A 24010-nucleotide genomic window follows, 5' to 3' on the forward strand; every position below is an offset into this window, starting at 1 on the left:
GCGGCTCCGGAGCGGATCATGTTCGTGTGGATATCCAGGGTGGCAAAGATAGCCCATGCATACGAGTGCCCTACGGTACCAGCGGCTCGATCAATTGGAAAATCTACGGTTACCCCGGTAAATTTCGGCGGTGGGTACGTTGCTGAAAGCTTGCACGTCCCATGCTGAGCGGACGTTGTTTGAAGTTTCACATGCCACCGCGGGCCTTGACATCATCGCTTCATGCATAACGGTACTGGCCGCTGTGGTGGCTTGGTCAAATTGCTGACCAGCCTTCTGCGCCAGGGGCTGAGTCTTTCGCCTTCAAAAAGTACGAAACCCCGACAGGATTTGCAACCGACATGCCATCGCCAGGCATATCAGGCGTCGCCGATATCACGCGACCGTAAAAGTTCGCGCGATTATTTTGATCCGGATCAGATACCACTACGTTCGTTTTACTAGGATAGAAATTCGTGCTCGACAAAGTAATGATTGGTATAGAGCATAACGATGTGAGTGGAGTCCGTATGCATAAAAAATTGGCGTTGAAAATGATTGCGGCTTTCATGGCGTTTCGATGGGCAAGCGCCGAAGCCGCCCTGGTAAATCCTGGCGAAGACCAGCAGCCTGCCACAAGCAGCACACAGAAGGGCTCAGCTGAAGAGGATGCAATCTTTGCGACAATGGCCAAGCTCGCCATTCAGCTAGCCACATTAACGAAATACACTTCCGCCAATGGCAAAATCCAGTCGGAGACAAGACCGGACGGGACTGTTGGAACCTATCTGTATGATCGAACCGGGCGATTCCAGGCGATCACGTATTCTGATGGCCGGGCGATCACAGCCATCTACGATGAAAGCGGGGATATTCAAGCCATGTTAGAAAATGGCACTGGCCGAAAGCTTGTTTTTGGAAAGAATAAGACCATTCATTCAGACAAAAAAGATAACGATCTCCGATCGAATTTTGCAATTCAGATGGGAATTTCAGCGCTCGTGGAACCACATGGGAAAAAAATTCAAGGCGGCGACCCAGTCTGCGTCGGCTCCAGCCCAATTCCATGCATCCTAGAAGCGCCCGCGGGAAGTGGCGGAGGCCACTGAAGAGGGGGCAGGCTCCAGCGCGACCCATCATGCGGCGGTAGGACTCTTGCGGATTGCTATAAAATCCCTTGCCGGGCGAGACAGATCCTGGCCCGACTCCGATTGATAGGTGATCGTGCACATAACAGTGCAAGATTAATATTGTTGCTGTTCACATCAGGATGCAAACCATTCTTGGATCACATTTATTTCAAAAAGCGGGGAGCCGATAGATCACGCCCGTCAATCCGATGTTCCAGCAAACCGCATGGGACAAGGTGGCAGCGCGTCTGTAAAGAATCTCCGAAAAGCTACCCGTAGGAGCTGCATTCCGCCAGGAATGTCCGGGCATTCTGGCACCCTGGAGCCCTCGATGGCGTGGGCGTCCCGAGCGGAACGGCACGCGCAACAGCAGTCCGGACACTTGGAACATTTTGTCTTCGCAGCTACTCCAGAGACTGGGTACGAAGCATCATCCCAGTGCGGCCAACCCTTGCCGCGGCGCTCAGTTGCGGAATTTTAACAGTGTTTATTCAAGTTATCCGCATGGATGACGAGGAGATAGTCAGTGTCTGCTAACCCAATAATCATGATTCCCATCGGCGTGGTTTCGTCGCCGCGAGTCGATTTAAGCGACGACAATTGGGGTTCGGCCGAATCCGTAATTACGATCGACTCCCCGGAACTGCTGCATGAGGCGCTTCTGGGCTTGGATACATTCAGCCACATCGAAGTGATATATCACCTTCATCGCGTCCCGCTGGAAGAAATAGAGAGAGGAGCCCGGCATCCGCGCGGGCGCGCCGATTGGCCAAACGGCGGGATACTGGCGCAACGCGCCAAGGCGCGCCCGAACCTGATCGGCTTGGCTCGTTGTCAGCTATTGTCCGTCGATGGTCGTACATTGCGCGTACGTGGGCTCGACGCGGTGGATGGGAGCCCGGTGCTCGATATCAAACCGTACTTGGCGGAATTCGGACCGATCGGGGAAGTAAGGCAGCCAGTCTGGAGTCATGAGGTCATGAAGGACTATTACCGTGAATGAGTGAGCGAGCCGACGCGCGCCCGCTCGCTCGCAATTTCTCATGCATCCGCACGCCGGGCAGCGGCATGAACACGAGCGCGTGGAAATACCGTGCGGCGGTCAGCCCTTCCAGGTGCGCTTGAGCCCGGTATCGGCATGAATCCAGCCGCCGCGCGGTCCGGAACGGTAGTAATACCCTACGCCGCCCTGGCGGAAGCTGCGCACCAGCCCGCCGAGCACATCGGCATTCAAATTGGCGATCCGGATATCGGCCGCCTTGCCTTCGATATGCAGCGACTGGCGCGCCGCCGGCACGCCCGCTTCCCTGAGTTTATCGTTCGATTTGGAAGTCCGAAAGCCCGACAGGATTTCCAGCGGTTCCTCGATACCGTAGCGGGCGATGAACGCCTGCGTGCCCCACAGCGTTTCAAACAGCTTGGGATCGATCGGCGCGGTTTCCTTGCCGTTGACGTCACGCATCAAGTGGCACAGTTCCTGATAGGCCGAATCGATGACCTGGCCATCCTTCCAGTACAGGACCTTGGCTTTTTCCCCGCTTTGCGGGCGCGTCAGCGTCAACACGCGCGGCTTGAGCCAGAAATCCAGATCCAGCGCTTGCGCATCGAAAATATCGGGTGGGGGCGCCAGTTCGGTTTCCGGGACCGGCGCGGATGGAGCCGCCGCACGGGCTACCGGCGCCGGTTTGCCTGCCTTGGTGACCTGGACCGGCCGCCTGGCCTGGTCCGCCGGCGCCGCGCTCGCACTGCCGCAGCCAATCAGCGGAACCGAAATAATGCCCATGGTGGACAGGCATAAGCCTTGATGTAGAAAATCTCTGCGCGTGGCCATGACGAATACTCAGTAAACAAGGCGCACACTATAGCGCAAGCTTGCCGCGCGCACAGGGCGCACGCGCATTATTGCCCGGTACAGTTGCAAAAACGCTTGCGCGGACTGGGATCGGTCGTCTCGCAGGCGTTCAATTTCTTCCAGAAAAAGTCGCACTCCAGCCCGTAGCAGCTCTTTTCCTTGCCTGCGAGGATGTAGCCGTTACGTTCATAAAACTTGCTGGCGGTGACAGTGCTGTTCAGACGCAACACGCTTACGCCCCACGCCCGCGCCTGCGCTTCCACGCCCTGCAGAAGAGCCTTGCCGACGCCGCTGTACAGCGCTTCGGGCAACACATAGCACAGCGACAACTTGCCGGCCTGGGTCAACAAGGCCACGCCCACCACGGCACCGTCGCGCTCCGCCACCAAAGCATGGTTGGCCGGCGATACGAACCAGCTCGCCACATTCTGCGGCGTCTTGTTGCCCAGCCACGCCGTGAGCGCGTCCGGATTGTGCTGGTGATCGGCCACGCAACACTCGGTAATCGAGCGGCGCAAGACGTCACACGCGGCGAACGCGTCTTCTGGCACAGCAATGCGAATCTCAATACCCATGTGTAATCACGATAACCAATAACAAAAGAGTAAAAGGTGTTGCCGCAGCCCAAGTGCAACGCAACTATACCAAGAACAGGCGCACACGCCTGTTGCGAATTTGCCCAACCCGACCAGCCTACGCCGCCCGGCAGCCCGTGCCAACGAAGAAAATCAAGGAAGCTTATGCGACACTACCAGCACGCCCCATCTAAGCATATGACAAAACAATCCTTCCGTTTTGGCTGCGGATTTTAGACCATGCGTCTCAGTTCCTACAATAGAAAGCCCAAGAGAACACCATGAAAACAACATGCAATATGCGTACCCGTCGGGCGATTCTTTCCCTGGCAGCCGGCATGGCCATCCTGCCACTGGGCGCCAGCGCCGCCGATGTGCAGCTGCTTAACGTCTCGTACGATGTGGCGCGCGAGCTGTACAAGGAAATCAATCCGGCTTTTATTGCAGAATGGAAGAAAACCACGGGCGAAACCATCACCATCAACCAGTCGCACGGCGGTTCGAGCAAGCAGGCGCGCTCGGTCGCGGACGGTCTCGAGGCATCGGTGGTGACCATGAACCAGGCCAACGACATCGACATGCTGGCCGACCGCGGCGTGGTGGCGGCCGACTGGGCCAAGAAGTTTCCCCACAATGCGGCGCCCTTCTATTCCACGATGATTTTTTTGGTACGCAAAGGTAATCCTAAACAGATCAAGACCTGGGACGACCTGGCCAAGCCCGGCACCAAGGTGGTGATCCCCAACCCGAAAACAGCCGGCAACGGCCGCTACACCTACCTGGCCGCATGGGGCTCCGTGATCAAGAAAGGCGGCACCGAGGTCCAGGCGCGCGACCTGGTCAAGCGCATCTTCAAGAACGTGCCGGTGCTCGACGGCGGCGGCCGCGCGGCCACCACCACCTTCACCCAGCGCGACATCGGCGACGCCCTGGTGACCTTCGAGAGCGAAGTGCAGATGGTGCGCACCGAGTTCGGCGACAATTTCGAGGTCGTCTACCCGGCCGTATCGATCCTGGCCGAGTCGCCGGTGGCGGTTGTCGACAAGGTGGTCGACAAGCGCGGCGTGCGCAAGCAGGCTACCGCCTACCTGAACTTCCTGTACTCGGACGTCGGCCAGAACATCGGCGCCAAGCACTTCCTGCGCCCGCGCTCGGAAGCGGTGGCCAAGAAGTATGCCGCCAACTACAAGCCAATCGCGTTGTTCACGGTCGACGAGGTCTTCGGCGGCTGGAAACAGGCGCAGAAAAAACACTTCGACGATGGTGGTGAATTCGACAAAATCTACCAGGTCAAATAAGCCTTCCCCGCCGCTTGCGCCATCGACGCGCAAGCGGCCTTTCCGCCCGTCGCCCTGCTCCCCTCCCCTGCCTCCACAGCATCGCCCGATAGCATTTCCGCCACCCGCGTAGCATACGAGAAACTTTGCTTTCCTGAAATAATTCAGGTACTTACGTGACTTTATTAACGTGTTTCTTGCGCTTGAGCTCGTTTTGCTTCGCGCACGCTAGACATAGCCGCGCCTTTGATGCTATCGTGCCCCTTATTAAGTAGTTGCCGTATAGAATTACCCCATTCAGCAGCTGCCGCGCTCCCCGCGCCGCCATTGACCCAGCCCTACTGCAAAGACCAATCACATGATCAAGAAATTGCTTGTCACCCTATTGATGTCGCTGTCCGCCGCGGCCGCTGTTGCCGTGCCATTCGGATCGCATTCAGTGCTGGTGATCGAAGACGACACCGGCAAGATCCTTCTCGAAAAGAACGCCAACCAGGTCGTCTCGATCGCATCGCTGACCAAGCTGATGACCGCCATGGTCGTGCTCGATGCCAAGCAAGACATGAACGAGCTGATCGCCATCGACCAGCGCGACGTCGACATCCTCAAGCACAGCACCTCGCGCGTACCGGTCGGCGCGGTGATCAGCCGCGGCGATGTGCTCTCGCTGGCGTTGATGAGCTCCGACAACCGCGCCGCGGCGTCCCTGGGCCGCACCTATCCGGGCGGCGTGGTCGCGTTCAAGTCGGCCGTGCGCGCCAAGGTGGCGGCGCTGGGCATGACCCAGACCGTGATCGAAGAGCCAACCGGCCTGTCGCCGAACAACAAGTCGACCGCCCTCGACCTGGTCAAGATGGCCAAGGCGGCGTCGGCTTATCCGGAAATTGCGCGCATGACGACCGAGTCGCGCGAGACGATCAATATCAGCGGCCGCGAGGTCGAATACCGCAACACCAACCGCCTGGTCGGCGCCAAGGGCTGGGAAATCGGCCTGTCGAAGACCGGCTACACGGAAGAAGCGGGCCGTTGCCTGATCATGAAGATCAAATCGGCTGGCAAGAATGCGACCCTGGTGCTGCTCAACGCCAAAGCCAGTTCGACCCGGATCGTGGATGCGCTCAGCATCCGCCGCTTCATTGCCGGCGATGAAGCGCCTGTGATCGCCCGTGCACCGACGCGCCAGCGCGCGCGCCCGGTGATCATGGCGTCGGCGACGCGTGCGCCGGTGCTCAAGGCCAGCTTGCGTAACCGTGGCCGTAACCAGCCGGTGATCGTCACCGTTGCCCGTGGTCCGGTGGTCAAGGCGGGGCTGCACAGCCGCGTGAAGTTAAAGCAGAACAAACCGGTGATCCACCGCCACCGCCGCGCGTAACAATGCGGCCCCGTCGCTTCCGCCACTGGCGGAAGCGACAGTTTGCCTCACCCCGAAATCATCTCCCGCAAGCCGCTCGCCCTCAGGGTGCGCTGCGCAATCGATTCGCCCAGAATCGCCGCCAGCGGCGACACCAGCGTGAACTGCGCACTGGCCCGCGTAATACCCGTATAAATCAGCTCGCGCGCGATCATCGCCCCGCGTTCGCGCGGCAGCACCAGCACCGTGTGCGCAAATTCCGACCCCTGCGATTTGTGCACCGTCATCGCGAATGCCGTCTCCACATGCCGCAAACGCGTGGCCAGCACGCTGCGCACCTTGTCGCCCTCCAGAAAATACACGCGCAATGACCCCGGACGGGCCGGATCGCCCAAGGTCAAGCCGATATCGCCATTGAACACGCCCGTGCCGTAGTCGTTCCGGGTGATCATCACCGGCCGCCCCACATACCACTCGCCGCGGCGCCGGATCAGGCCCGCCCCGTCGAGCCGCTGCTCGATCGCGTCATTCAACCCACCCACGCCCCACTCGCCCTCGCGCACCGCGCACAGCACGCGAAACGCCTCGAAGCGATGCAGCACCGCGCGCACCCAGGTTTCGTGCGCCTGCCCGCCATCGCCCTCACCCAAGAGCGACAGATACGGCGCGTAGCCGTCGAACGCCAGCTGCACCACATGCTGCTGATGCCCATGCTCGATCCAGCGCACCGTGCCATCGCCGCCGCGCAGCACTTCCTCGGCCCGGGCGACATCCCCCGCGTTCACCGCCAGCGCCAGTTGTCCGATCGGGCCACTGAAACGGCGGCTGCTGCGCAGCATCACGGTCTGCTGCGCCAGCGCCCCGCCGGCACCGCCATATTCAGCCGGAATGGTCTCGCCGCTGGCCGCCAGCGCATACGCCATCGTGGCCGCCGAATACCCGCCCGCCTGCGCATCGCGGCACAGATCGCCCAGCACCGCCCCCGCCTCCACCGACGCCAGCTGGTCCTTGTCGCCCAGCAGGATCAGGGTTGCACCCACCGGCAGCGCGTCAAGCAAGGAGGCCATCATCTCCAGGTGCACCATCGACGCTTCGTCGACAATGAGTACGTCGATGTCGAGCGGATTGCCCTTGTTATGGGCAAAGGTGCGGGTGTCGGGGCGCGCTCCCAGCAAACTATGCAAGGTGCGCGCCGCTCCCATGCGGGCCGTCAGGTCGCGCAACGGCAGCGTGGTGCCGACCTTGTCGGCCAGTTCGGTCAGCGCCTTGTCGATTGACTGCTTCAGGCGTGCCGCGGCCTTGCCGGTCGGCGCGGCCAGCGCGATGCGCTGCCGTCCCGCGTCCGGCGCCACCGCGAACAGCAGCGCAAGCAGGCGCGCCACCGTGTAGGTCTTTCCGGTTCCCGGGCCGCCGGTGATGATCGCAATCGAGCCGCGCAGCGCGATCGCGCAGGCCAGTTTTTGCCAGTCCGGTCCCTTGGTGCGGCGCTCCGACGCGAACAGGATGTCGAGCCAGATCCGAACCGACGGCGCATCGACCTCGCGCACCAGCCCGGCGCGCGCGCGGATCGTCTGCGCGACCAGGGTTTCGTCGCGCCAGTAGCGGCGCAAGTACAGGCGCTCGCCGTCAAGCACCAGCGGCTGGTCGAAATCGAAATCGCCCACGTGCCATACCTGGTCCGAGGCCGTCAGCTGGTCGATCCAGCCCTTGCGGTTCCTGGGCAGCGCACCGGCCGAGCGGGCCAGCGCATCCCACTGCTCCTTGTCCCAGGCCATCAAGGTGGCCGGATCGAGCGCCAGCTGGTCGAGCATCAGGCAGCTGTGGCCGCGCCCTTCCAGTTCCGACAGCAGCACGCAGGCCAGCATCAGCGCCGGCGTGGCGGTGCCGAGCGAGCCGACAAAGCGCGCAAAGGTGCCGGACAGGCGCCGCAGCTGGCCATCTTCGGTCAGCATGGCGACCTGCACCCACAGGGCGTCGAGCGAAGGAGCGCTCTTCATGCATCCTCCCGCGACGGAGAAACGCCGAGCAGCGCGTCGAGGCTATCGAGCAGCACCATGTCCGGTTCGAGCAGGTAGCAGCCGCGCGTGCTGGCATTGGCGATCCCGCGCAGGAACAGGAAAATCGCGCCGCCCAGCTGGCGCGCCGGATCGTAGGCCTCGCCCAGGCGGCTCTTGAGCAGGCGATGCAGGGCCAGCATGTAGATCGCGCCCTGGATATCGTAGCGGTGCACCGCCATCCCGGCCGCCATCGCGGCCTTGCCGTAGGCGGCATCGCCCGTGCCGAGCGCGTTAGATTTGTAATCGATCACCCAGTAGCGGCCCTCATGCTCAAATACCAGGTCGGCGAAGCCCTTGAGCATGCCGTGCAGGTAGCGCTCGGGCAGCGAGGGACGCGGCGTTTTCCCCAGCAGGTGCCTGGTGCACAGGCGGTCGAGCGCTGCGCTGTTCAACTGCTCGCTGGGGAACCAGAACTCCATTTCGGGAATGACGTGCCCGATGGCGGCGAGCGGCGCGCCCAGTTGCGGCAGCGGCGTGGTCGCCACCGCGCGCAGCCATGTCACCGCGTCTTCCTGGCGATGGCCCCAGCCGGCACGCTCGCAGCGCTGGCCCAGGCGCGCGGCGAACTGCTCGTCGTCGGCAATCGCAAAGCCCTCCTGCCCCATCCACTCAAGCTGTTCGTGCAAAAAATTCCCCGGCACGGAGCCGCGCGGGAAGCGGTGCCACGGTGCGTCCTCGGTGCGCGGCGCTTGTTGTTGCTGTTCTTCGTCGAACAAGGTCTCTTCCTGCGCGCGCATCGGCGCCGCACTGGTCTGGCGCGTGAGCGAGGTAAACGAACCGACCGCCCAGTTGCGCTCGAAACTGCCGCCAAAAGGGGCGGCGTCGACCAGCGCCGGCCTGGCCTCGTCGCGCGCCAGGATGGTGACGCCCTGCGGCGTATCGAGCGAGCGCAGGTCGATGGTTTGCGAGCCGCCGCGCAGCTTTTCCCAGTACGGCTGGATGTCGGCCGCGCCGATCGGCTGCCCGCCGGTGAGCAGGTAGCCGAGCGCGGACTCGTGCAGCTTGTTGTCGCCCGCCTTGCGCGCCGTGACAGCGGCCACGCCCAGCCACAAGAAATGGCGCGCGCGCGTCAGCGCCACGTACAGCAGGCGCAAGTCTTCCTCGATGCGCGCGCGGTCCACGGCAGTCAACGCTTCGTCCGACAGCGCCAGGTCGATGCGGCGCACGCCATCGCGCCCGACGAATTCGAAAAAGCTGCGGTTGCGCCGGTCGGTGGTGCGCGCCGTCACGGCGAACGGCAGGTACACCAGCGGATATTCGAGCCCCTTCGATTTGTGCACCGTCACGACCTTGACCAGCTCCGCGTCGCTTTCGAGCCGCAGCACCCGTTCGTCGCCGCCCTCGCCCACCCCGGCCAGTTGTTCGGCGAACCAGCGGATCAGGGCTTGCTCGCCTTCGAGCTGGCTGCTGGCGCTTTGCAGCAGTTCGGCCAGGTGCAGCAGATTGGTCAGGCGCCGCTCGCCGCCGGCCTGGCGCAGCAGCGCGGACGGCAACCGCATGTCGTGGATGAAGCGGCGCAGCATGGCCAGCACGCCCTGGCGCTGCCACACGATGTGCAAACCCTTCAACTGTTCGACCCGCACTTCCCACGCCAGTTCGTCCGACGACAGGCGCGCCAGTTCGCCCAAGGAAAGGCCGGACGTGCGGGTGGCAAAGGCCGCGCGCGCAAGCGCCCCGTCGAGCGGATTGGCCACCGCCTGCAGCCAGCGCAGCACGTCGGCCGCTTCTTCGCTTTCGATCACCGAATCCTTGTCCGACAGGTACACGCTGGGCACCTTGCGCTGCGCCAGCGCGCGCCGGATCGCGGTCGCCTCGCGCCGGTCGCGCACCAGGATGGCGATATCGGCCGGCACCAGACGCGTGAACGTGCCGTTTTCACTGAAACCCGCATGCGGATCGTTCAGCAGGCGCACGATATGCTCGGCGCTGTGGTGGGCGAAAAATTCGCGGTAATCGTCGGCCTTGAGGTCGTCGCGGTTGGTGCTGCAGATGGCCAGCGCCTGGTACGGCCCGTCCACGCCGACCAGTTGCTGTGCGCGGCCCTTGGCGGCGACCGCGTCGAACGGCAGCGGATTGACGCCACCCTTGCGAAAGCGGAAAGCCCCGGCCGCAAAGCCGGGATGGCCGTCGCGTCCTTCGGCGTGCAGGAACAGCTGGTTGACCGCTTCCACCAGCGCCGCCGTCGAGCGGTAGTTGGTGCCCAACTGGTAGTGACGGCCTTCGGTGGCGCGGCGCGCATCCAGATAGCTGTGAATGTCGGCGCCGCGAAAGCCGTAGATTGACTGTTTCGGGTCGCCGATCAAGAACAGGCCGCGCGACGGGTCGTTGTCGGCCACCCGGTACAGCAGGTTGAAGATTGCATACTGGTCGGGCGAGGTGTCCTGGAATTCGTCGACCATCGCCACCGGGAACTGGTCGACGATACGTTGGCGCAGGGCTTCGCCGTTGGCGCCTTCGAGCGCGCTTTTCAGGCGCTCGAGCATGTCGGCAAAGCCGAACTGGCGCTTGCGCCGTTTCAGTTCCATCATGCGCCGCGCGATATGAAAGGCGGCATGGCGGTACAGCGCGTGCGCCAGCGGGTCGATCGCCTTGAGCGCTTCCCACAGGTCGGCGGTGGCGTCGAAGCACGGCGGAATATCGCAACTGAAGCCCTTGCTGAATGCATCCGTGATACCGTCCGGGGTGAGGCGGTGCCAGGCGGTGTCGGTCAGCGCGGGCATCAGCATGGCCGGTGCCCGCGCCCAGATACGCAACGCCTCGAACCACTTGAGCAGCGAATCGGCGCGCAGCTTGTTCCCGTTGAAGCATTTGGGGGCCGTCTCGCGCTGGGCGGCGATCCACTGTTCCATGGCGTCGGCGCGCTCGGCCCAACCGGCTTTGAGCTTCGCCAGTTCGGCCGCCTGCGTGCGTTCGACCCGGTCGATCGCTTCTTCCAGCGATTCGTCGGGCGGATCGCCCAGCACCGCTACCCGGCGCACCAGTTCGCGCACTGTATTTTTAAGGGCGCGCACGTCCGGCCAGCAGGCCAGCAGCGCGCCGAGCGCACCGCTGTCGAGCGGGTACACATTCTGGCGCCAGTAGTCGTGCGCCGCGTCCTCGAACAGCGCGTGTTCGTCGCTGACCAGTTCTTCGTCGAACAGGCTGCCGCTGTCGAAAGCGTGCTCGCGCAGCATGCGCTGGCACCAGGCGTCGATGGTGAAGATAGCCGCTTCGTCCATGGTGTCGGCGGCCAGCATCAGGCGGTGCGCGGCCACCATCCGTTCGCCCTCGCTGCCGCAGGCGTCGGCCAGCTGGTGCAGATATGGATCGTCCAGTTCCAGCTCGCCCCGGAAAAAGCCGGCCGCTTCGACCAGGCGCTCGCGCACCCGGTTCGACAATTCACGCGTGGCAGCGCGGGTGAAGGTCATCACCAGAATCTCGGACGGCAGCAGCGCGCGCGCAAAGCCGTTCTCGCCGCCGTGGCCGAGCACCAGGCGCAGGTACAGGGCGGCGATGGTCCAGGTTTTTCCGGTGCCGGCGCTGGCCTCGATCAGGCGCGTGCCGGACAGCGGAAAATGCAGGGGGTCGAGCAGTTGGCTCATGCTGCGTCCCTGTCCATGGCGGCGATTTCGATGTGCTGGCCGAGCCAGCGCGCCAGCGGTCCGTAAAGCGCTTCGGCGACTGCCGGAAACTCGCCGCTGGCGTTAAGGGCCGAAAAATCGGGCCACAGGCGCGCCAGGCACTGGTCCAGCACTTCGCCCGACAGCTCGAAGCCGCCGTCGTAGGTGCTGCGCGGTTCGCCCTGCTGCAGTAATGCCAGCGCCGTCTTGCAAGCCACCGGCAGCGGCTGATCCATGTTGCGGCGCCACAGCGCCACCAGCGCGGCCAACTGCGCATAGGACTCTTCGCGTTCGAGCGGCGCCAGCATGACGATGGCGTCGCGCGCCACGAGGTAGCCGGTGACCGGCTGGCCGACCGCCGCCGCGGCCAGCTGGCGCAGCCACGGCGCGATCAATTTGTCGCCGCGCGGCGCACCCTTTTTATCGAGTACTTTCGACGAGATTTGCAGCAGCCATGCCGTTTCGCTGGCGTTGCTGCGCAGTTTGTCGACCCAGTCCTCCAGGTGCACGCCGCCCAGATCGAGGCTCACGGCCAGCTTGGGCGCCACTTCATCGAAGCGCGCGCCAAGGGTCAGCCAGGCGGTGCGCACCGGCACCAGGCCCTCGACCAGCTGCTCCTGCCACTGTTTGCCGACCAGGCCAATCGGCAGCACGCCTTCGCGCTTGAGGCGTTCGGCGCGCGCACTGAGGCTGTCGCGCACTTCGTGCAGCTCCTCGGGCGTGCTGGCGTCGTCGAGCAGGCTGTCCTCTAAAAAGTAGCGCTCCAGCGCGTCGAGCGAGAACGGTTCCTCGTCTTCCCCGACAGCCTGGGCGTCGCCAAACGCCACGCCCAGGCGGCGCCTGAAGAAATAGCGCGCCGGCTGGCGTAAAAAATTCGCCAGCTCGCCCAGTTTCAGGCGGTATTCGGGCTCCAGCTCGAACGGCGGCAGCATGGCGTCATCCAGGGCGTCGCCCGCTCCGTGCGCGGCGCGCCATTCGGCCGCGTAGGTCAGCATGCCGCCCTGCTCGAAATAGCGCCGGCTGAACGGCTGCAGCGCGTGTTCGGTCGTCATCGCGGCCAGGTCCAGGTCCCAGCCCTCGGCCAGGTAGTCGCGCAGTTGCGACACCAGCACCGAGGCCGGCTGCTCGCTGTTGTCGCGCACATTGCGCCCGACCCAGCTCACATACAGCTTCTCGCGCGCCGCCAGCACGGCTTCGAGCATCAGATAGCGGTCGTCGTCGCGGCGCGAACGGTCGCCCGGACGCGCCATGCCGGGCAGCGCCAGCAGGTCGAAGTCGGCCTGCCGCGTGCGGCGCGGAAAATCGCCGTCGTTCATGCCGAGCAGACAGACCACGCGAAACGGCACCGCGCGCATCGGCATCAGGGTGCAGAAGGTCACGCCGCCGGACACGAACTGGTGGTTCAGGGTCGGCTCGTCGAGGGCACCCAGCCACGCTTCGCGCAGCACCGCCAGCGGCACCTCCTCCTCAAAACCGGCGCTGTCGCAGGTCTCCAGCCAGCCTTGCAGGGCGTCGTGCAATTGCGCGAGCGTCAGGCGGTCGCCTTCCTCGGAGGCGGCGAAAAACGCCGCCAGCAGCGCGCGCGCCTGCTCGCCCCACTGCGCTGGCGTGCGCGATTCGGCCAGCGCGGCGCGCCAGGCCAGCAGGGTTTCGATCAGTTGCGCCAGCGAGCCGGCCAGCGCGGCATCGAGCCCGCCTACTTCGGCGTACGGTTCGATCTGGCGGAAGCTGCCGCCGGCGCCGCTGGCGTAACCGAGCAGCATGCGGCGCACGCCGAAAATCCAGGCATTCTGCTCGCCGGCCGAACCGAGTCCGAGGCCATCGCGGTGCTGCTGGTCCAGGCCCCAGCGCACGCTGGCGCCTTCGATCCAGTTGCCGAGAATGGGCAATTCATCTTCCGACAGGCCGAAGCGCGCGGCCAGCGCGGGCACGTCGAGCAGGTCGCGCACTTCGCTCTGGCGGCAGCGCTGCTGCGGCAGGCGAAGCAGCCATTCGAGCGACACCAGCAGCGGATTGACGCTGCGGTCCTTCACATCGCCGATCTCGAACGGGATGAAGCGAGGGTCGCTGCGCTTGTGCTGGTCGAACACGGCGTGGATCGCGGCCGAAAAGGTGTCGATGTCGGGCACCATGACCACCACGTCGCGCGGGCGCAGCCTGGCGCCGGGCGCGCCGAACCACGACAGCAGCTGGTCGTGCAGCACCTCGACTTCGCGCTGCACGCTGTGGGCGACGTGAAATTCGATCGAGCGGTCGCGTGGCGCGCAGTCGGGGTCCGGCAGGCCCCTGGCGCACAGATGCTCGCGCAGCGGCAGCATGTCGCGCACCGCCGCCTGCACCTGCGCCAGCAGGGTCTCGCCCTCGCCATCGCTGAACAGGTCGATGCGCAGCTTGTCGGCGCGCTCGCCCGACTCGGTATCGAATTCGTCGAGCATGCGGATGAAATCGCGCCCTTGCCTGCCCCAGCTGGCCAGCAGCGGATGGCTGTGCGCGTGCAGTTCTTCGAGCGGCACGCCTGACAGGTCGATGCCGCCGCGCTGGCGCTGGCGCTTGTGGGCGGCCTTGAGCAGTTCACGCCCTTCGATGATGTCGCCCCAGTAAAACTGGCACGGGTTCGGCACGGCCAGCAGCACCTGCGTGTGGTGCGAGAGCGAGGCGATGGCCTGCAAGGTCTGGTAAGGAAGCGCCGACATCCCGAACAGCACCACGCGGCGCGGCAGGCGCCCGGCCGGCGCCTCGCCGCTCTCGCTGGCGCGCACGAACTGCTGGTGGATGGTGGCGCGGCCCGAGTCGCGCAGCTGCGGCGGCAGGCTGTCGTTCACGGCGCGCCACAGGCACGCCTGCCAGCGCTGGTCCGGCGTGAGCGGGGTCACCTCGCCGCGCGCCGTGCGCAGCCGGTCGCGCCCCGCGCTCCAGTCGTCGAGCCAGTCGGCGCGGTACACCTGGTATTGGTCGTACAGGTCGGCCAGGCGTTCGGCCAGTTGCAGGCGCCGTTCCGGGTCGCCGTCGCTCAGGAAATGGCGCAGTGGGGCGAAGGCGTCGTCGGCCAGCAGGTGCGGCAGGAGGCGCATCAGGCGCCAGGTGAGCGGGCCCTTGTCGTACGGGGAGCGGGTCGGGACCCGTTCACGTCCCAGCATGCCGCGGTAGGCTTCCCACAAAAAGCGCGCGGGCAGCGCCACGCGCGTAGCCGCGCACACGCCCATTTCTTCGGCCAGCGCGATCTTGAGCCACTCGGCCACGCCGTTCGACTGCACCAGGATGATTTCGGTTTCGAGCGGGGCGAGCGGGTGGCTGCGCAGCCAGGCGAAGAGCGCGGCACGCAGTTGCTCCATCTGGTTGCCATGAAGGATAAGGAGGCCGGGCGTGACGGGAGAAGACATGGCGCACAGCATACTAGCTTTGGGCTGGGCGCGGTAGGGTGATACGTGCGGTCAACGGTTCAAAGCGGGCTCGACTTTAGCGATCGCGGCGCCGGAACGAACCCCGATTCGCGCAGGGGTGCCTGGCGGCCCGCGAAGCGGTTTCCGGGACGGAGGTACGAATAGTGCAAGCATGCATGATCGACAAGCGGGCTCAGCTAGTGGATTCGGTCAGTTCCTGCGCGATGTGCTCGTTCAACTGGTCGAGCAGCGCGTACATGCTGGCCACCAGCGTGCGCGCCTGGTCCACCGTGGCGCCCTCGCGCAGGCGTTCCAGGTCCTGGCACAGGTCGGCGAAGCGCATCGCGCCCACCGCCTTGGCCGATGCCTTGATGCGGTGCCCCAGGTCGGCCATGCGATCGAGGTCGGCGCGGTCGAGCGCTTCGCTCACGTCGGCCAGGCCGTCGCGCGCCGAGTCGAGGAACATGAACGCGTACTTGCGCATCTTGACCGGATTGGCGCCGAAGGTCAGCGACAGCGCCGACATATCGAGCATGCCGGCGTCGCTCGAGGCTACCGGCGCGGCCGACATGCGGGTCGGCGCCTGGTCGGCCACCGCCGCCACGCGCCGCCGTCCGTTGCGCGCCGGCCGCGTGGCCAGCCACCTGGCGATCACCTCGAACAGCAGCTTGGGCGAAATCGGCTTGGTGACAAACTCGTTCATGCCCGCTTCCAGGCAGCGCGTCTGGTCGTCCTTGCCGGCGTTGGCGGTCATGGCGATCACCAGCGCGTCGCGCAGGCGCGGGTCGGAGCGGATCATGCGGGTCGCTTCAAAACCGTCCATCACCGGCATCTGCACGTCCATCAGCACGCAGTCGAAGCGCTCCTTGAGCATCAGGTCGATCGCTTCCTTGCCGTTGTTGGCCACCACCACCGTGGCCTGGGCTTCTTCGAGCAGTTCCTGCCCCACCTGCTGGCTGAAGATATTGTCTTCCACCAGAAGGATGTAGGCGCCGCGCAGCTGCTCGAGCAGCGCCGGATCGACGGCGCTGCGGTCGCCCGGCAGGAAGTTGAGCGCCTTGCCCAGGCGCGCCGTGAACCAGAAGGTGCTGCCCTGCCCCGGGGTGCTGTCGACGCCGACCGTGCCGCCCATCAGCTCCGCAAGCTGCTTGCTGATCACCAGACCCAGGCCGGTGCCGCCGTATTTACGGGTGGTCGACGGGTCGGCCTGGTGGAAGGACTTGAACAGGTCGGCGATTTCGGCCTCGCTCATGCCGATGCCGGCGTCGATGACCTCGAAGCGCACGACAAAGTCGTTCTCGTCTTCCTCGGCCGCCAGCGCGCGCACGCGGATGCTGCCGTTTTCCGAGAACTTGATGGCGTTCGAGGTGAAGTTGAGCAGCACCTGCTCCAGCCGCAGCGGGTCGCCGCGCAACTGCAGCGCCAGATGCGGGTCGATCTCGAAGTCGAGATGGAGGTGCTTGTTGGCGGCCGCATCGCCAAGCTGGTTGGCGATGTTCTGCATCAGCGCGCGCAGGCCGAAATCGAGCACTTCGAGTTCGAGCTTGCCCGCTTCGATCTTGGAAAAGTCGAGGATGTCGTTGATGATGCCGAGCAGGTGCTGGCTCGAATGGTGGATTTTTTCGAGGTAGTCGCGCTGCTTCGGATTGGCCACCGTCTTGAGCGCCAGGTGCGACATGCCGATGATGCTGTTCATCGGCGTGCGGATCTCGTGGCTCATATTGGACAGGAAGTTGCTCTTGGCCTGATTCGCGGCGTCGGCCTGCGCCTTGAGCTGGTGCAGTTCGGTCACGTCGGTCGACAGGCTGATCACGGCGTTCACCTCGCCGTCGAGCAGCACCGGCACCTTGACGGTCCACAGCTGGCGCACGGTGCCATCGGGCTCGGTGAATTCCACCTGGCTGGCGTGGCGCGCGCCGTCGGTGAAGATCTTGCTGTCCTGTTTCCAGTAAAAATCGGCCATCTCGGGCGTCATCACTTCGCGATCGAACTTGCCGATAATCGCTTCGGCCGGCTGGCCCAACGCTTCGGCGGTGCGCGCGTTGATGTAGATGTAGCGGCGCTCGCTGTCCTTCATGTACACGTGCGCGTCGATGCTGTTCAGGACCGAATCGAGCAGCACGCGCTGTTCGATGGCGGCGCGGCGCGAGCGGTACAGGGTGAAGAAGTAGGCGTAGGCCAGCATCGTCACCAAGAAGCCGACGCCGAACGTGACCGGCGGCAGCAGCACGTCGAAAGCGCTGTACAGGTCCGCGCGCGCGACCCGGAAATGCGCCTTCCACAGGTTGCCGTTGTAGTCGACCGGCAGCACAGTGTCGAAATAGGTATCGGGGCCCTGGCCGCCGGCGGCCACCGGGTCGTGATCGTTGTACAGCAGCCGGTCGAGCCGGCCCAGTGCCAGGGTGCGCTGCTCGGGATCGGGGCCGCCGTCGGCGTACAGGGCCAGCCTGAGACGGCGCTGCGGCATTTCTTCGAGCGCGCTGCCGACCAGCGCCGGCACCGAAAAGCCGATCCCCACGCTGCCGATGTAGGCGGCGCGGCGCGCCTGCGCGGTGTAGAGCAGCGCGCCGCTGCGGTACACCGGCATGCGCATGCCCAGCGCCACGTGCGGGCGTGGTTCGTTGACGATGATCGGCATGCCGGAGGCGCTGATCCTGCCGCTGTCGCGCGCCTGGTCCAGGTGCGCCAGGGCGGTGGCATTGGCGCCGATGTCGAGGCCCATGCGGTTGCCGGCACGCGCCGCTCGCGGTTCGATATAAGTGAGCACCGTGTAGCCGGCGCGCTCACCGTCGGGACGGATGCTGAAGTCGGGATAGCCGCCCGCGTCCAGGCTGCGGTCGGCCCGCACCGAGGCGATGAAGTCGTCGCGTTCGGCCGCCGTCACGTAGCGCGCGAAGCTGACCCCTTCGATGGCCGGGTAATGCGTGCCCATGCCGAGCGCCTGCACGTAGCGGTGAAACTGCAGGCGGCTGGGCGCCTCGGCGCTCTGAAACAGGGCCGACATGCCGCGCGCGAGGTCGGAATAGGACTTGATGCGGGTCGACAGGCTCGATTGCGCGCCGCGCGCGAAGGCGTCGAAACGCTGGCGCGCATCGCCATCGACCGTCCTGGTCGCGCCCATGTGCAGCAGGGTTGCCACCAGCGCCGATAACGACAGCCCCGCGGCCCACCACGCCAGACGCGCTCCCGGGCGGCTGCCGACGGTGCCTGCCATGGTGCGCTTGATCGCTTGCATCATCGTCCAACCCCGTTATTTTCGCTCGGCCGTACTCGGAAACGACTCTGCAGGCGGCATACTATTAGTGACATGGATGGCGCGCGCGGACCTGCCGACCGCGACGCACTTCCTCAAGGGTACTTTGCAGCAAGAGAACATGCAATTGATAAATTTTACCGTCGCGCCGGCGCCATAGTGCGGCCGAGAAAGCAGTACAGGACACAGGAGCGAAAATGCGACATTTGATTGGCGAAAGCATATCGGAAACGGCGAAACCGGCGCACGCGGCAGACGGCGCGGACGATCCGCATCTGTGGCTGGAAGAAGTTACCTCGGCCGCCGCGCTGGACTGGGTGCGCGCGCGCAACGCCGTGTGCGAGCGCGAGCTCGAAGGAAAGCCCGATTTTGCCGCGCTGCGCGAGCGGCTCGGGACTATCCTCAACGACAAGGCGCGCATTCCATGGGTCGGCGGGCATGCTGGCCATGTTTATAACTTCTGGCGCGACGCCACCCATGTGCGCGGCCTGTGGCGGCGCACCACCCTGGCCGGTTACCGCGCCGACGCCCCCGACTGGCATACGGTGCTCGACCTCGACCTGCTGGCCCACGCCGAGCAGGAGAACTGGGTCTGGGCCGGCGCCTCCTTCCTGCGTCCGGCCGGCGCGCGCTGCCTGGTGTTCCTCTCGCGCGGCGGCGGCGACGCCCATGTGGTGCGCGAATTCGACCTCGACGCCGGGGCTTTCGTGGCCGATGGCTTCGCCCTGCCCGAATCGAAATGCAGCGCGCGCTGGCTCGATGCCGGCCGGCTGGCCGTGGCCACCGACTTCGGCCCCGGCAGCATGACGGCGTCGGGCTATCCGCGCATCGTCAAGGAGTGGCGGCGCGGCACGCCCCTGGCCGAGGCCAGCATGCTGTTCGAGGCGCGCGAGGATGACCTGAGCGTGTCGGCATACAAGGTCTTCACGCCCGGCTTCGAGCACGAGTTCGTGGAGCGCCAGATCGGTTTTTACAGCAGCGAGCTGTTTCTGCGCAGCGGTGCGGCGCTCACGCGCATCGACAAGCCGGACGACGCCAATGCCTACACGGTGCGCGACCAGCTCGTCATCGAACTGCGCTCCGACTGGCAAGTGGGCGGGCGCACGTATCCGCAAGGCGCGCTGGTGGCGACCGATTTTGCCCGTTTCATGCAGGGGGAACGCGATTTTGCCGTGTTGTTTGCGCCGAGCGCCACCAGTTCGCTCGACGGCGTGGCCATGACGGCCAGCGCCCTGCTGCTCACGGAACTGGACAACGTGAAGAACCGCATCGCCGAACTGCGCCATGTGCGCGGCCAGTGGCAGCGGCGCGAGGTGACGGCGCCGGAATTCGGCGCGCTGGAGGTGAGCGCGCTCGATCCGGCGGGGTCGGATCAGTATTTCCTGACCGTAAGCGATTTCTTGACGCCGACCAGCCTGTACCTGTGCCAGGTGGGCAGCGACCGGCGCCAGGCGCTCAAGGCGATGCCGGTCTTTTTTTCGGCCAAGCCGTATATCGTCAGGCAGTTCGAGGCGGTGTCGAAAGATGGCACGCGGGTGCCCTACTTTGTGGTCATGGACCGCAAGACGCGCATGGATGGCAGGAATCCGACCGTGCTGTACGGATATGGCGGCTTCGAAATTTCGATGAAGCCGTTTTACAGCGGCGTGACCGGGGAAGCGTGGCTGGCGCGCGGCGGCGTGTATGTGCTGGCCAATATCCGCGGCGGCGGCGAATTCGGGCCGCGCTGGCACCAGGCGGCGCTCAAGGGCCAGCGCCAGCGCGCCTTCGATGATTTTATCGCCGTTGCGCAAGATTTAATTGAGCGCAAGGTCAGCAGTCCGGCGCACCTGGGCATCATGGGCGGGAGCAATGGGGGCTTGCTGGTGGGGGCGGCGATGACGCAGCGGCCCGATTTATTCAACGCGGTCGTGTGCCAGGTGCCGCTGCTGGACATGCGGCGCTACCACAAGCTGCTGGCCGGGGCCTCATGGATGGGCGAATATGGCGATCCGGAGGTGGCCGGCGAGTGGGAGTATATCCAGCGCTACTCGCCGTATCACAATGTATTTAGCGACAAGCGCTATCCGCGCGTGCTGCTGACCACCTCGACCCGGGATGACCGGGTGCACCCGGGGCACGCACGCAAGATGGTGGCCCTGATGGAAGCGCAGGGGCATGACGTGCTGTATTGGGAAAACCTGGAAGGGGGACACGCGGGCGCTGCCAATAACGACCAGCAGGCGCAGATGTGGGCGCTGACGTATACGTTTCTGCTGGAGCAGTTGCGGTAGGGACAAGTCCCCGGCCGACGTTCCCGTTTCACCACCACCACCGTTGTTCCCGCCTTCGCGGGAACGACGGTGGTGGTGGCGGGAACGACAGTAGGTGGCGGGAACGACGGCTCGGTAGCGTGAACATCGGATCGGTAGCCGACACCACGCAGGGCGGGTACCAACGGGTTCTGTCTCATTCACACCAAACCCACCCGCTTCGAATATCGATTAGCGCAAACTTTCTTAATATAGTTCCGCTCCCTTCGCCATTCCGAACGCCGCCCCACACCCTTCCCGCCCCCATTTCCCCGTTCCCCGACCTGCTATTTCTGCCAGCTACCCCGGCCCGGTTGTCCGGTTTGTAATAGTTCATCAAGCGAACTCGTTTACCGCCGATCAACCCGAACCATGACTGGAAACATCACCATGGAACACCTCGCCTCACTATCCCCCCAGGTTTCCCCCGCCCAGCCGGCAGTGTTGCGAGAGAGCACCCCGCGCATCGTCGGCGGCGGCAGGTTCTGGAGTCCCGGCATCGGCCTCGGCGCGGGCATCATCCTCGAACTGTCCGCCGATATCGACAGCCTCTCGCAACGCATCGCCCAGCTGCCCGAGCGCGCCGGCGCCGTGCGCCCGATGGTCACCCATTACCTGTTCATGGTCAAAACCCTGGCCGCCGCCTGGGCCACGCGCAGCCGGCCGGGCCTGCACGCCGCCCTCGACGGCCTGCGCTACCTGGGCGAAAGCTTGCTGGCGCAGGACGCCGCGCCGCTGTCCGCGGCGCTGCTGAACATGTTCCACGGCCGCCCCTCGGACGGCGGCGCGGGCGCGGTCCGCCTGATCGACGGCTTGGTGCGGCGCCTGGCCGCTCCCAGCCAGGCGCTCGACACAATCGACCAGGATGTCGGCAGTTACCTGGCGCAAATGGCACGCGCCTCGGCCGACCTGGAAACGGATACGGTGCTGGTCACCCAGCGCCTGCAGGCCGACCACGTGCACGCCTTCATCCTGGCGCAGCAGGTCAATGCATTGCAGGGAAAACTGGCCGAGGCGCGCGCGCGCCGCCACAGCCACTGGCTGCTCGGGCCGGAGGCCGAGGAAGCGCGCAACGATATCGGCCGGCACAACGGCGCGCTCGACAGCGTGACCCGCCAGCTCGACCATATCCGGAACGGGCAAAGCGCCATGATGGCCGAGGCGGCCTATCTGCAGGGCTTGCTGCCGACCCTGTCCGCCTATCTGAGCGGCATGGACCGGATCGGCGCCGGCATCCGCACCGTGGCGGCCGGCACCCGGGCCCTGCGCGCGGAGCTCGATGAACTGAAAAACGTGCTGCTGGCCGGCCCCGGCGTCAGCGGCCAGGCCCATGCCCAGCTGCAAGCCGCCCTGCCCGCCTGGCGCACCCTGGCGGCGCGCATCGCCACCTTCCCCCCGGCCCCGGCCGACTGAGCGGGCGGGCGCCGCTCAGGACGCCAGGCGCGACTCGAACATCGCTTCGTAGGTGCCGGCGATGTCGATATACAGGGCCACGGCGCGCTCGACCCCGATCTGCACCGGATCGCCGAAGCGCGTGGTGAGCACCCCGGCACGGCGCAGCAGGCGCTCGATGGCGGTGGTGGTGACGGTCACGTACTGGTCCAGCCCGGCGTGATGGCCGTGGCTGATGATTTTGCCGATCGATTCCATCGTAATGTCGGAAAAACCGAAATTCTGGTTGCCGTCGGTTTCGATGGCAAAGCGCGACAATTCCCAAATACGTGCGTTCCGAGGGGCATCCTGCCCGTGCAGGAGCTGCGCAAATGAATCCTTGAGCATGTACGGGCCTTCGGTCGGCAAAAGGCGCCAGCAGCCGCGCAAGGCCCCTCCACCCGGTTCACGGATCATCATGTAGAGCGGTTCGAGGGCATCGTAGCCATCGATTTCCATGCCGCTCATGATCGGCACTTCCCAGCCGAGCCGGTCTTTGAAGACCTTGGCGCGCAGTGTATGCATCTCCCACAGGTCACGCGATTTAAATTCGCGCCTTGCAGCGATTCGAATATGCAGAGCCATCTTAGGTACCTCGCTTTATAAAAAGTTATGCAACTTGCATGAAGAATCATGCAAAAAAGTCATTGACATAACTAGTAGAGTTGCTAGGTGGCCCGTAAGCACAGTGAATGGAATACTGCCCTTTTGTTTGCGAGGAAACGGTATGGCTCAGGATTTCAATTACCAGACGACGGCCGTGGCAGAACAGCGCGGTGAGGTCGATCACGATAGCGGCGTCCAACAGGCAGGCAGCACGGCCAGCACGCCCCACAGCGAATTAAAACGCTTCAGGATCAGCAAGCGCGAGAGCCAGGAAAAGTTCTGGGGACGCTTCGGCGTCACCCAGTCCAGCGGAAGCCGCTTTGAAACCGGCCTGGGTATCCCGGCGCCGGTGGCGATTTTGGTCAAGCTGTATGTCAAGGGCAAGCTCAGCGATGGGGATCTTCCGGGCTGATAATACCCAGACTGATGGCCTTGACCAGTGCCTGCTGCCGGGTGTTGACATTGAATTTCACGCGGATGTTACCGATGTGAAAATTCACGGTCGCCTCGGAGCAGAGCACGATCTTGGAGATTTCCCACGACGATTTGCCAACCATGACCCAGTTGAGCACTTCGAGTTCGCGCTTGGTCAGGCGGGGAATCGCTTCGGCGCCCGGTTTGGGCGCGACGAATTTGAGCGAGGACTCGAAGGCATAGTCGCGGATCAGCGATAGCGACGGCATCAGCTGGCTGATGGTGCTGTCGAACTCGCCGTTGGGCGGCGCATCGGAAGCGAAACTGACCACGCCGAACTCCCCGCTCGGCCCGTGGATGGGGAAGGTGATGCCGGAACGGATGCCGTAGCCGCAGGCTTCCTCGTACATCTCGCGCTGGCCGGGGGCGTGGAAGGTATCCGGTTCCCACACGATGGGAAGCGAGCTGGTCATGCAATGGGCGACCGTCGGGTCCACGTAGTGGAGCTTGTCGGCGTCGTAGCGGCTGCGCCATGCGGGCGCGTAATTGCTGTGCAGGAAAGCCGTCTCCAGCTTCACATGCTTGGAGCCCACGGCACCATACAGTACCTGGTCGAATCCCTGGTCGTGGGCCAGCGAAAACAGGGCGGAACTCCAGCCATTCTCCTGGTCGCTTTTTAACAGCGTCATCAGTTGTCCCATTTTCACCATTGCCGTCACTCCCTTTTGTTGCCTATTTTACACAAATATCCCGTACTGACACTAGCAGGGATGCTCGCGTAAATTAAAAGTCATAGAAAAGTAACTATTTGTCAG

The 24010-nt window shown here is 64.5% G+C and carries 15 protein-coding genes; 7 read left to right on the forward strand and 8 right to left on the reverse strand.

What is annotated here, in order from left to right; genetic code table 11:
* Positions 1-455: 455 nt before the first annotated feature.
* Both RBA40_RS15370 and RBA40_RS15375 read left to right on the forward strand, forming a co-directional pair.
* Positions 456-1088 (forward strand): RHS repeat domain-containing protein, encoded by a 633-nt coding sequence (locus RBA40_RS15370; protein ID WP_306648695.1) that lies wholly within the window; start codon positions 456-458, stop codon positions 1086-1088.
* 547 nt (positions 1089-1635) lie between these two features.
* Complete coding sequence (locus tag RBA40_RS15375) at positions 1636-2112, forward strand: SAM-dependent methyltransferase (protein WP_306648696.1); 477 nt, start codon at positions 1636-1638, stop codon at positions 2110-2112.
* 99 nt (positions 2113-2211) lie between these two features.
* Here RBA40_RS15375 and RBA40_RS15380 read toward each other — a convergent pair whose 3' ends face one another.
* Together RBA40_RS15380 and RBA40_RS15385 are read right to left on the reverse strand one after the other, a co-directional pair.
* Complete coding sequence (locus tag RBA40_RS15380) at positions 2212-2892, reverse strand: YcbK family protein (RefSeq protein WP_306648697.1); 681 nt, start codon at positions 2890-2892, stop codon at positions 2212-2214.
* A 116-nt stretch (positions 2893-3008) separates the two neighbouring features.
* Positions 3009-3452: a GNAT family N-acetyltransferase gene (locus RBA40_RS15385; RefSeq protein ID WP_306648698.1), complete on the reverse strand. Its 444-nt coding sequence runs from the start codon at positions 3450-3452 to the stop codon at positions 3009-3011.
* A gap of 365 nt (positions 3453-3817) precedes the next feature.
* Between RBA40_RS15385 and RBA40_RS15390 the strand changes: the two genes are divergently transcribed.
* Together RBA40_RS15390 and RBA40_RS15395 are read left to right on the forward strand one after the other, a co-directional pair.
* A complete protein-coding gene (locus tag RBA40_RS15390; RefSeq protein WP_374710500.1) occupies positions 3818-4834 on the forward strand; it encodes a sulfate ABC transporter substrate-binding protein in 1017 nt (338 codons plus the stop codon).
* 337 nt (positions 4835-5171) lie between these two features.
* Positions 5172-6185 carry a serine hydrolase gene (locus RBA40_RS15395; RefSeq protein WP_306648699.1) on the forward strand — a complete coding sequence of 338 codons (1014 nt, stop codon included), beginning with the start codon at positions 5172-5174 and terminating at the stop codon, positions 6183-6185.
* Positions 6186-6232: 47 nt separating this feature from the next.
* On the opposite strand, the gene recD is transcribed toward RBA40_RS15395, so the two are convergent.
* From recD to RBA40_RS15415, 4 genes are all read right to left on the reverse strand, one after another.
* Positions 6233-8161 (reverse strand): exodeoxyribonuclease V subunit alpha, encoded by a 1929-nt coding sequence (gene recD, locus RBA40_RS15400; protein ID WP_306648700.1) that lies wholly within the window; start codon positions 8159-8161, stop codon positions 6233-6235.
* Positions 8158-11802 carry an exodeoxyribonuclease V subunit beta gene (gene recB / locus RBA40_RS15405; RefSeq protein ID WP_306648701.1) on the reverse strand — a complete coding sequence of 1215 codons (3645 nt, stop codon included), beginning with the start codon at positions 11800-11802 and terminating at the stop codon, positions 8158-8160. Before recB ends, recD begins: the two co-directional genes overlap by 4 nt.
* The gene (recC, locus tag RBA40_RS15410; RefSeq protein ID WP_306648702.1) at positions 11799-15200 is read right to left on the reverse strand and encodes an exodeoxyribonuclease V subunit gamma; all 3402 of its coding nucleotides are present in this window, start codon (positions 15198-15200) and stop codon (positions 11799-11801) included. Before recC ends, recB begins: the two co-directional genes overlap by 4 nt.
* Before the next feature lie 193 nt (positions 15201-15393).
* Positions 15394-18438, reverse strand: a complete 3045-nt coding sequence (locus RBA40_RS15415; protein ID WP_306648703.1) for a CHASE domain-containing hybrid sensor histidine kinase/response regulator family protein — start codon at positions 18436-18438, stop codon at positions 15394-15396.
* 212 nt (positions 18439-18650) lie between these two features.
* Between RBA40_RS15415 and RBA40_RS15420 the strand changes: the two genes are divergently transcribed.
* The gene (locus tag RBA40_RS15420; RefSeq protein WP_306648704.1) at positions 18651-20726 is read left to right on the forward strand and encodes a prolyl oligopeptidase family serine peptidase; all 2076 of its coding nucleotides are present in this window, start codon (positions 18651-18653) and stop codon (positions 20724-20726) included.
* 408 nt (positions 20727-21134) lie between these two features.
* The gene (locus tag RBA40_RS15425) at positions 21135-22157 is read left to right on the forward strand and encodes a hypothetical protein (RefSeq protein WP_306648705.1); all 1023 of its coding nucleotides are present in this window, start codon (positions 21135-21137) and stop codon (positions 22155-22157) included.
* 15 nt (positions 22158-22172) lie between these two features.
* Here RBA40_RS15425 and RBA40_RS15430 read toward each other — a convergent pair whose 3' ends face one another.
* Positions 22173-22760, reverse strand: coding sequence for an acyl-homoserine-lactone synthase (locus RBA40_RS15430; protein WP_306648706.1), 588 nt, complete (start codon positions 22758-22760; stop codon positions 22173-22175).
* Between the two features lie 142 nt (positions 22761-22902).
* Here RBA40_RS15430 and RBA40_RS15435 point away from each other — a divergent pair, with 142 nt between their 5' ends.
* Complete coding sequence (locus tag RBA40_RS15435; protein WP_157778627.1) at positions 22903-23193, forward strand: helix-turn-helix domain-containing protein; 291 nt, start codon at positions 22903-22905, stop codon at positions 23191-23193.
* Here RBA40_RS15435 and RBA40_RS15440 read toward each other — a convergent pair.
* Positions 23168-23884 (reverse strand): helix-turn-helix transcriptional regulator, encoded by a 717-nt coding sequence (locus tag RBA40_RS15440; protein WP_306648707.1) that lies wholly within the window; start codon positions 23882-23884, stop codon positions 23168-23170. The two genes, RBA40_RS15435 and RBA40_RS15440, sit on opposite strands and share 26 nt — an antisense overlap.
* Between the last annotated feature and the right edge of the window lie 126 nt (positions 23885-24010).

Source organism: Massilia pseudoviolaceinigra (genome assembly GCF_030846505.1).
Lineage (GTDB): Bacteria > Pseudomonadota > Gammaproteobacteria > Burkholderiales > Burkholderiaceae_D > Telluria_A > Telluria_A violaceinigra.

Bases quoted from the DNA above. Each gene is read 5' to 3' on its own strand.
- RBA40_RS15380 (WP_306648697.1), bottom strand. From the start codon at position 2,892: ATGGGCATTATTTCGGTTCCGCTGATTGGCTGCGGCAGTGCGAGCGCG.
- RBA40_RS15390 (WP_374710500.1), top strand. From the start codon at position 3,818: ATGAAAACAACATGCAATATGCGTACCCGTCGGGCGATTCTTTCCCTG.
- RBA40_RS15395 (WP_306648699.1), top strand. From the start codon at position 5,172: ATGATCAAGAAATTGCTTGTCACCCTATTGATGTCGCTGTCCGCCGCG.
- recD (WP_306648700.1), bottom strand. From the start codon at position 8,161: ATGAAGAGCGCTCCTTCGCTCGACGCCCTGTGGGTGCAGGTCGCCATG.
- recB (WP_306648701.1), bottom strand. From the start codon at position 11,802: ATGAGCCAACTGCTCGACCCCCTGCATTTTCCGCTGTCCGGCACGCGC.
- recC (WP_306648702.1), bottom strand. From the start codon at position 15,200: ATGTCTTCTCCCGTCACGCCCGGCCTCCTTATCCTTCATGGCAACCAG.
- RBA40_RS15415 (WP_306648703.1), bottom strand. From the start codon at position 18,438: ATGATGCAAGCGATCAAGCGCACCATGGCAGGCACCGTCGGCAGCCGC.
- RBA40_RS15420 (WP_306648704.1), top strand. From the start codon at position 18,651: ATGCGACATTTGATTGGCGAAAGCATATCGGAAACGGCGAAACCGGCG.
- RBA40_RS15425 (WP_306648705.1), top strand. From the start codon at position 21,135: ATGGAACACCTCGCCTCACTATCCCCCCAGGTTTCCCCCGCCCAGCCG.
- RBA40_RS15430 (WP_306648706.1), bottom strand. From the start codon at position 22,760: ATGGCTCTGCATATTCGAATCGCTGCAAGGCGCGAATTTAAATCGCGT.
- RBA40_RS15435 (WP_157778627.1), top strand. From the start codon at position 22,903: ATGGCTCAGGATTTCAATTACCAGACGACGGCCGTGGCAGAACAGCGC.
- RBA40_RS15440 (WP_306648707.1), bottom strand. From the start codon at position 23,884: ATGACGCTGTTAAAAAGCGACCAGGAGAATGGCTGGAGTTCCGCCCTG.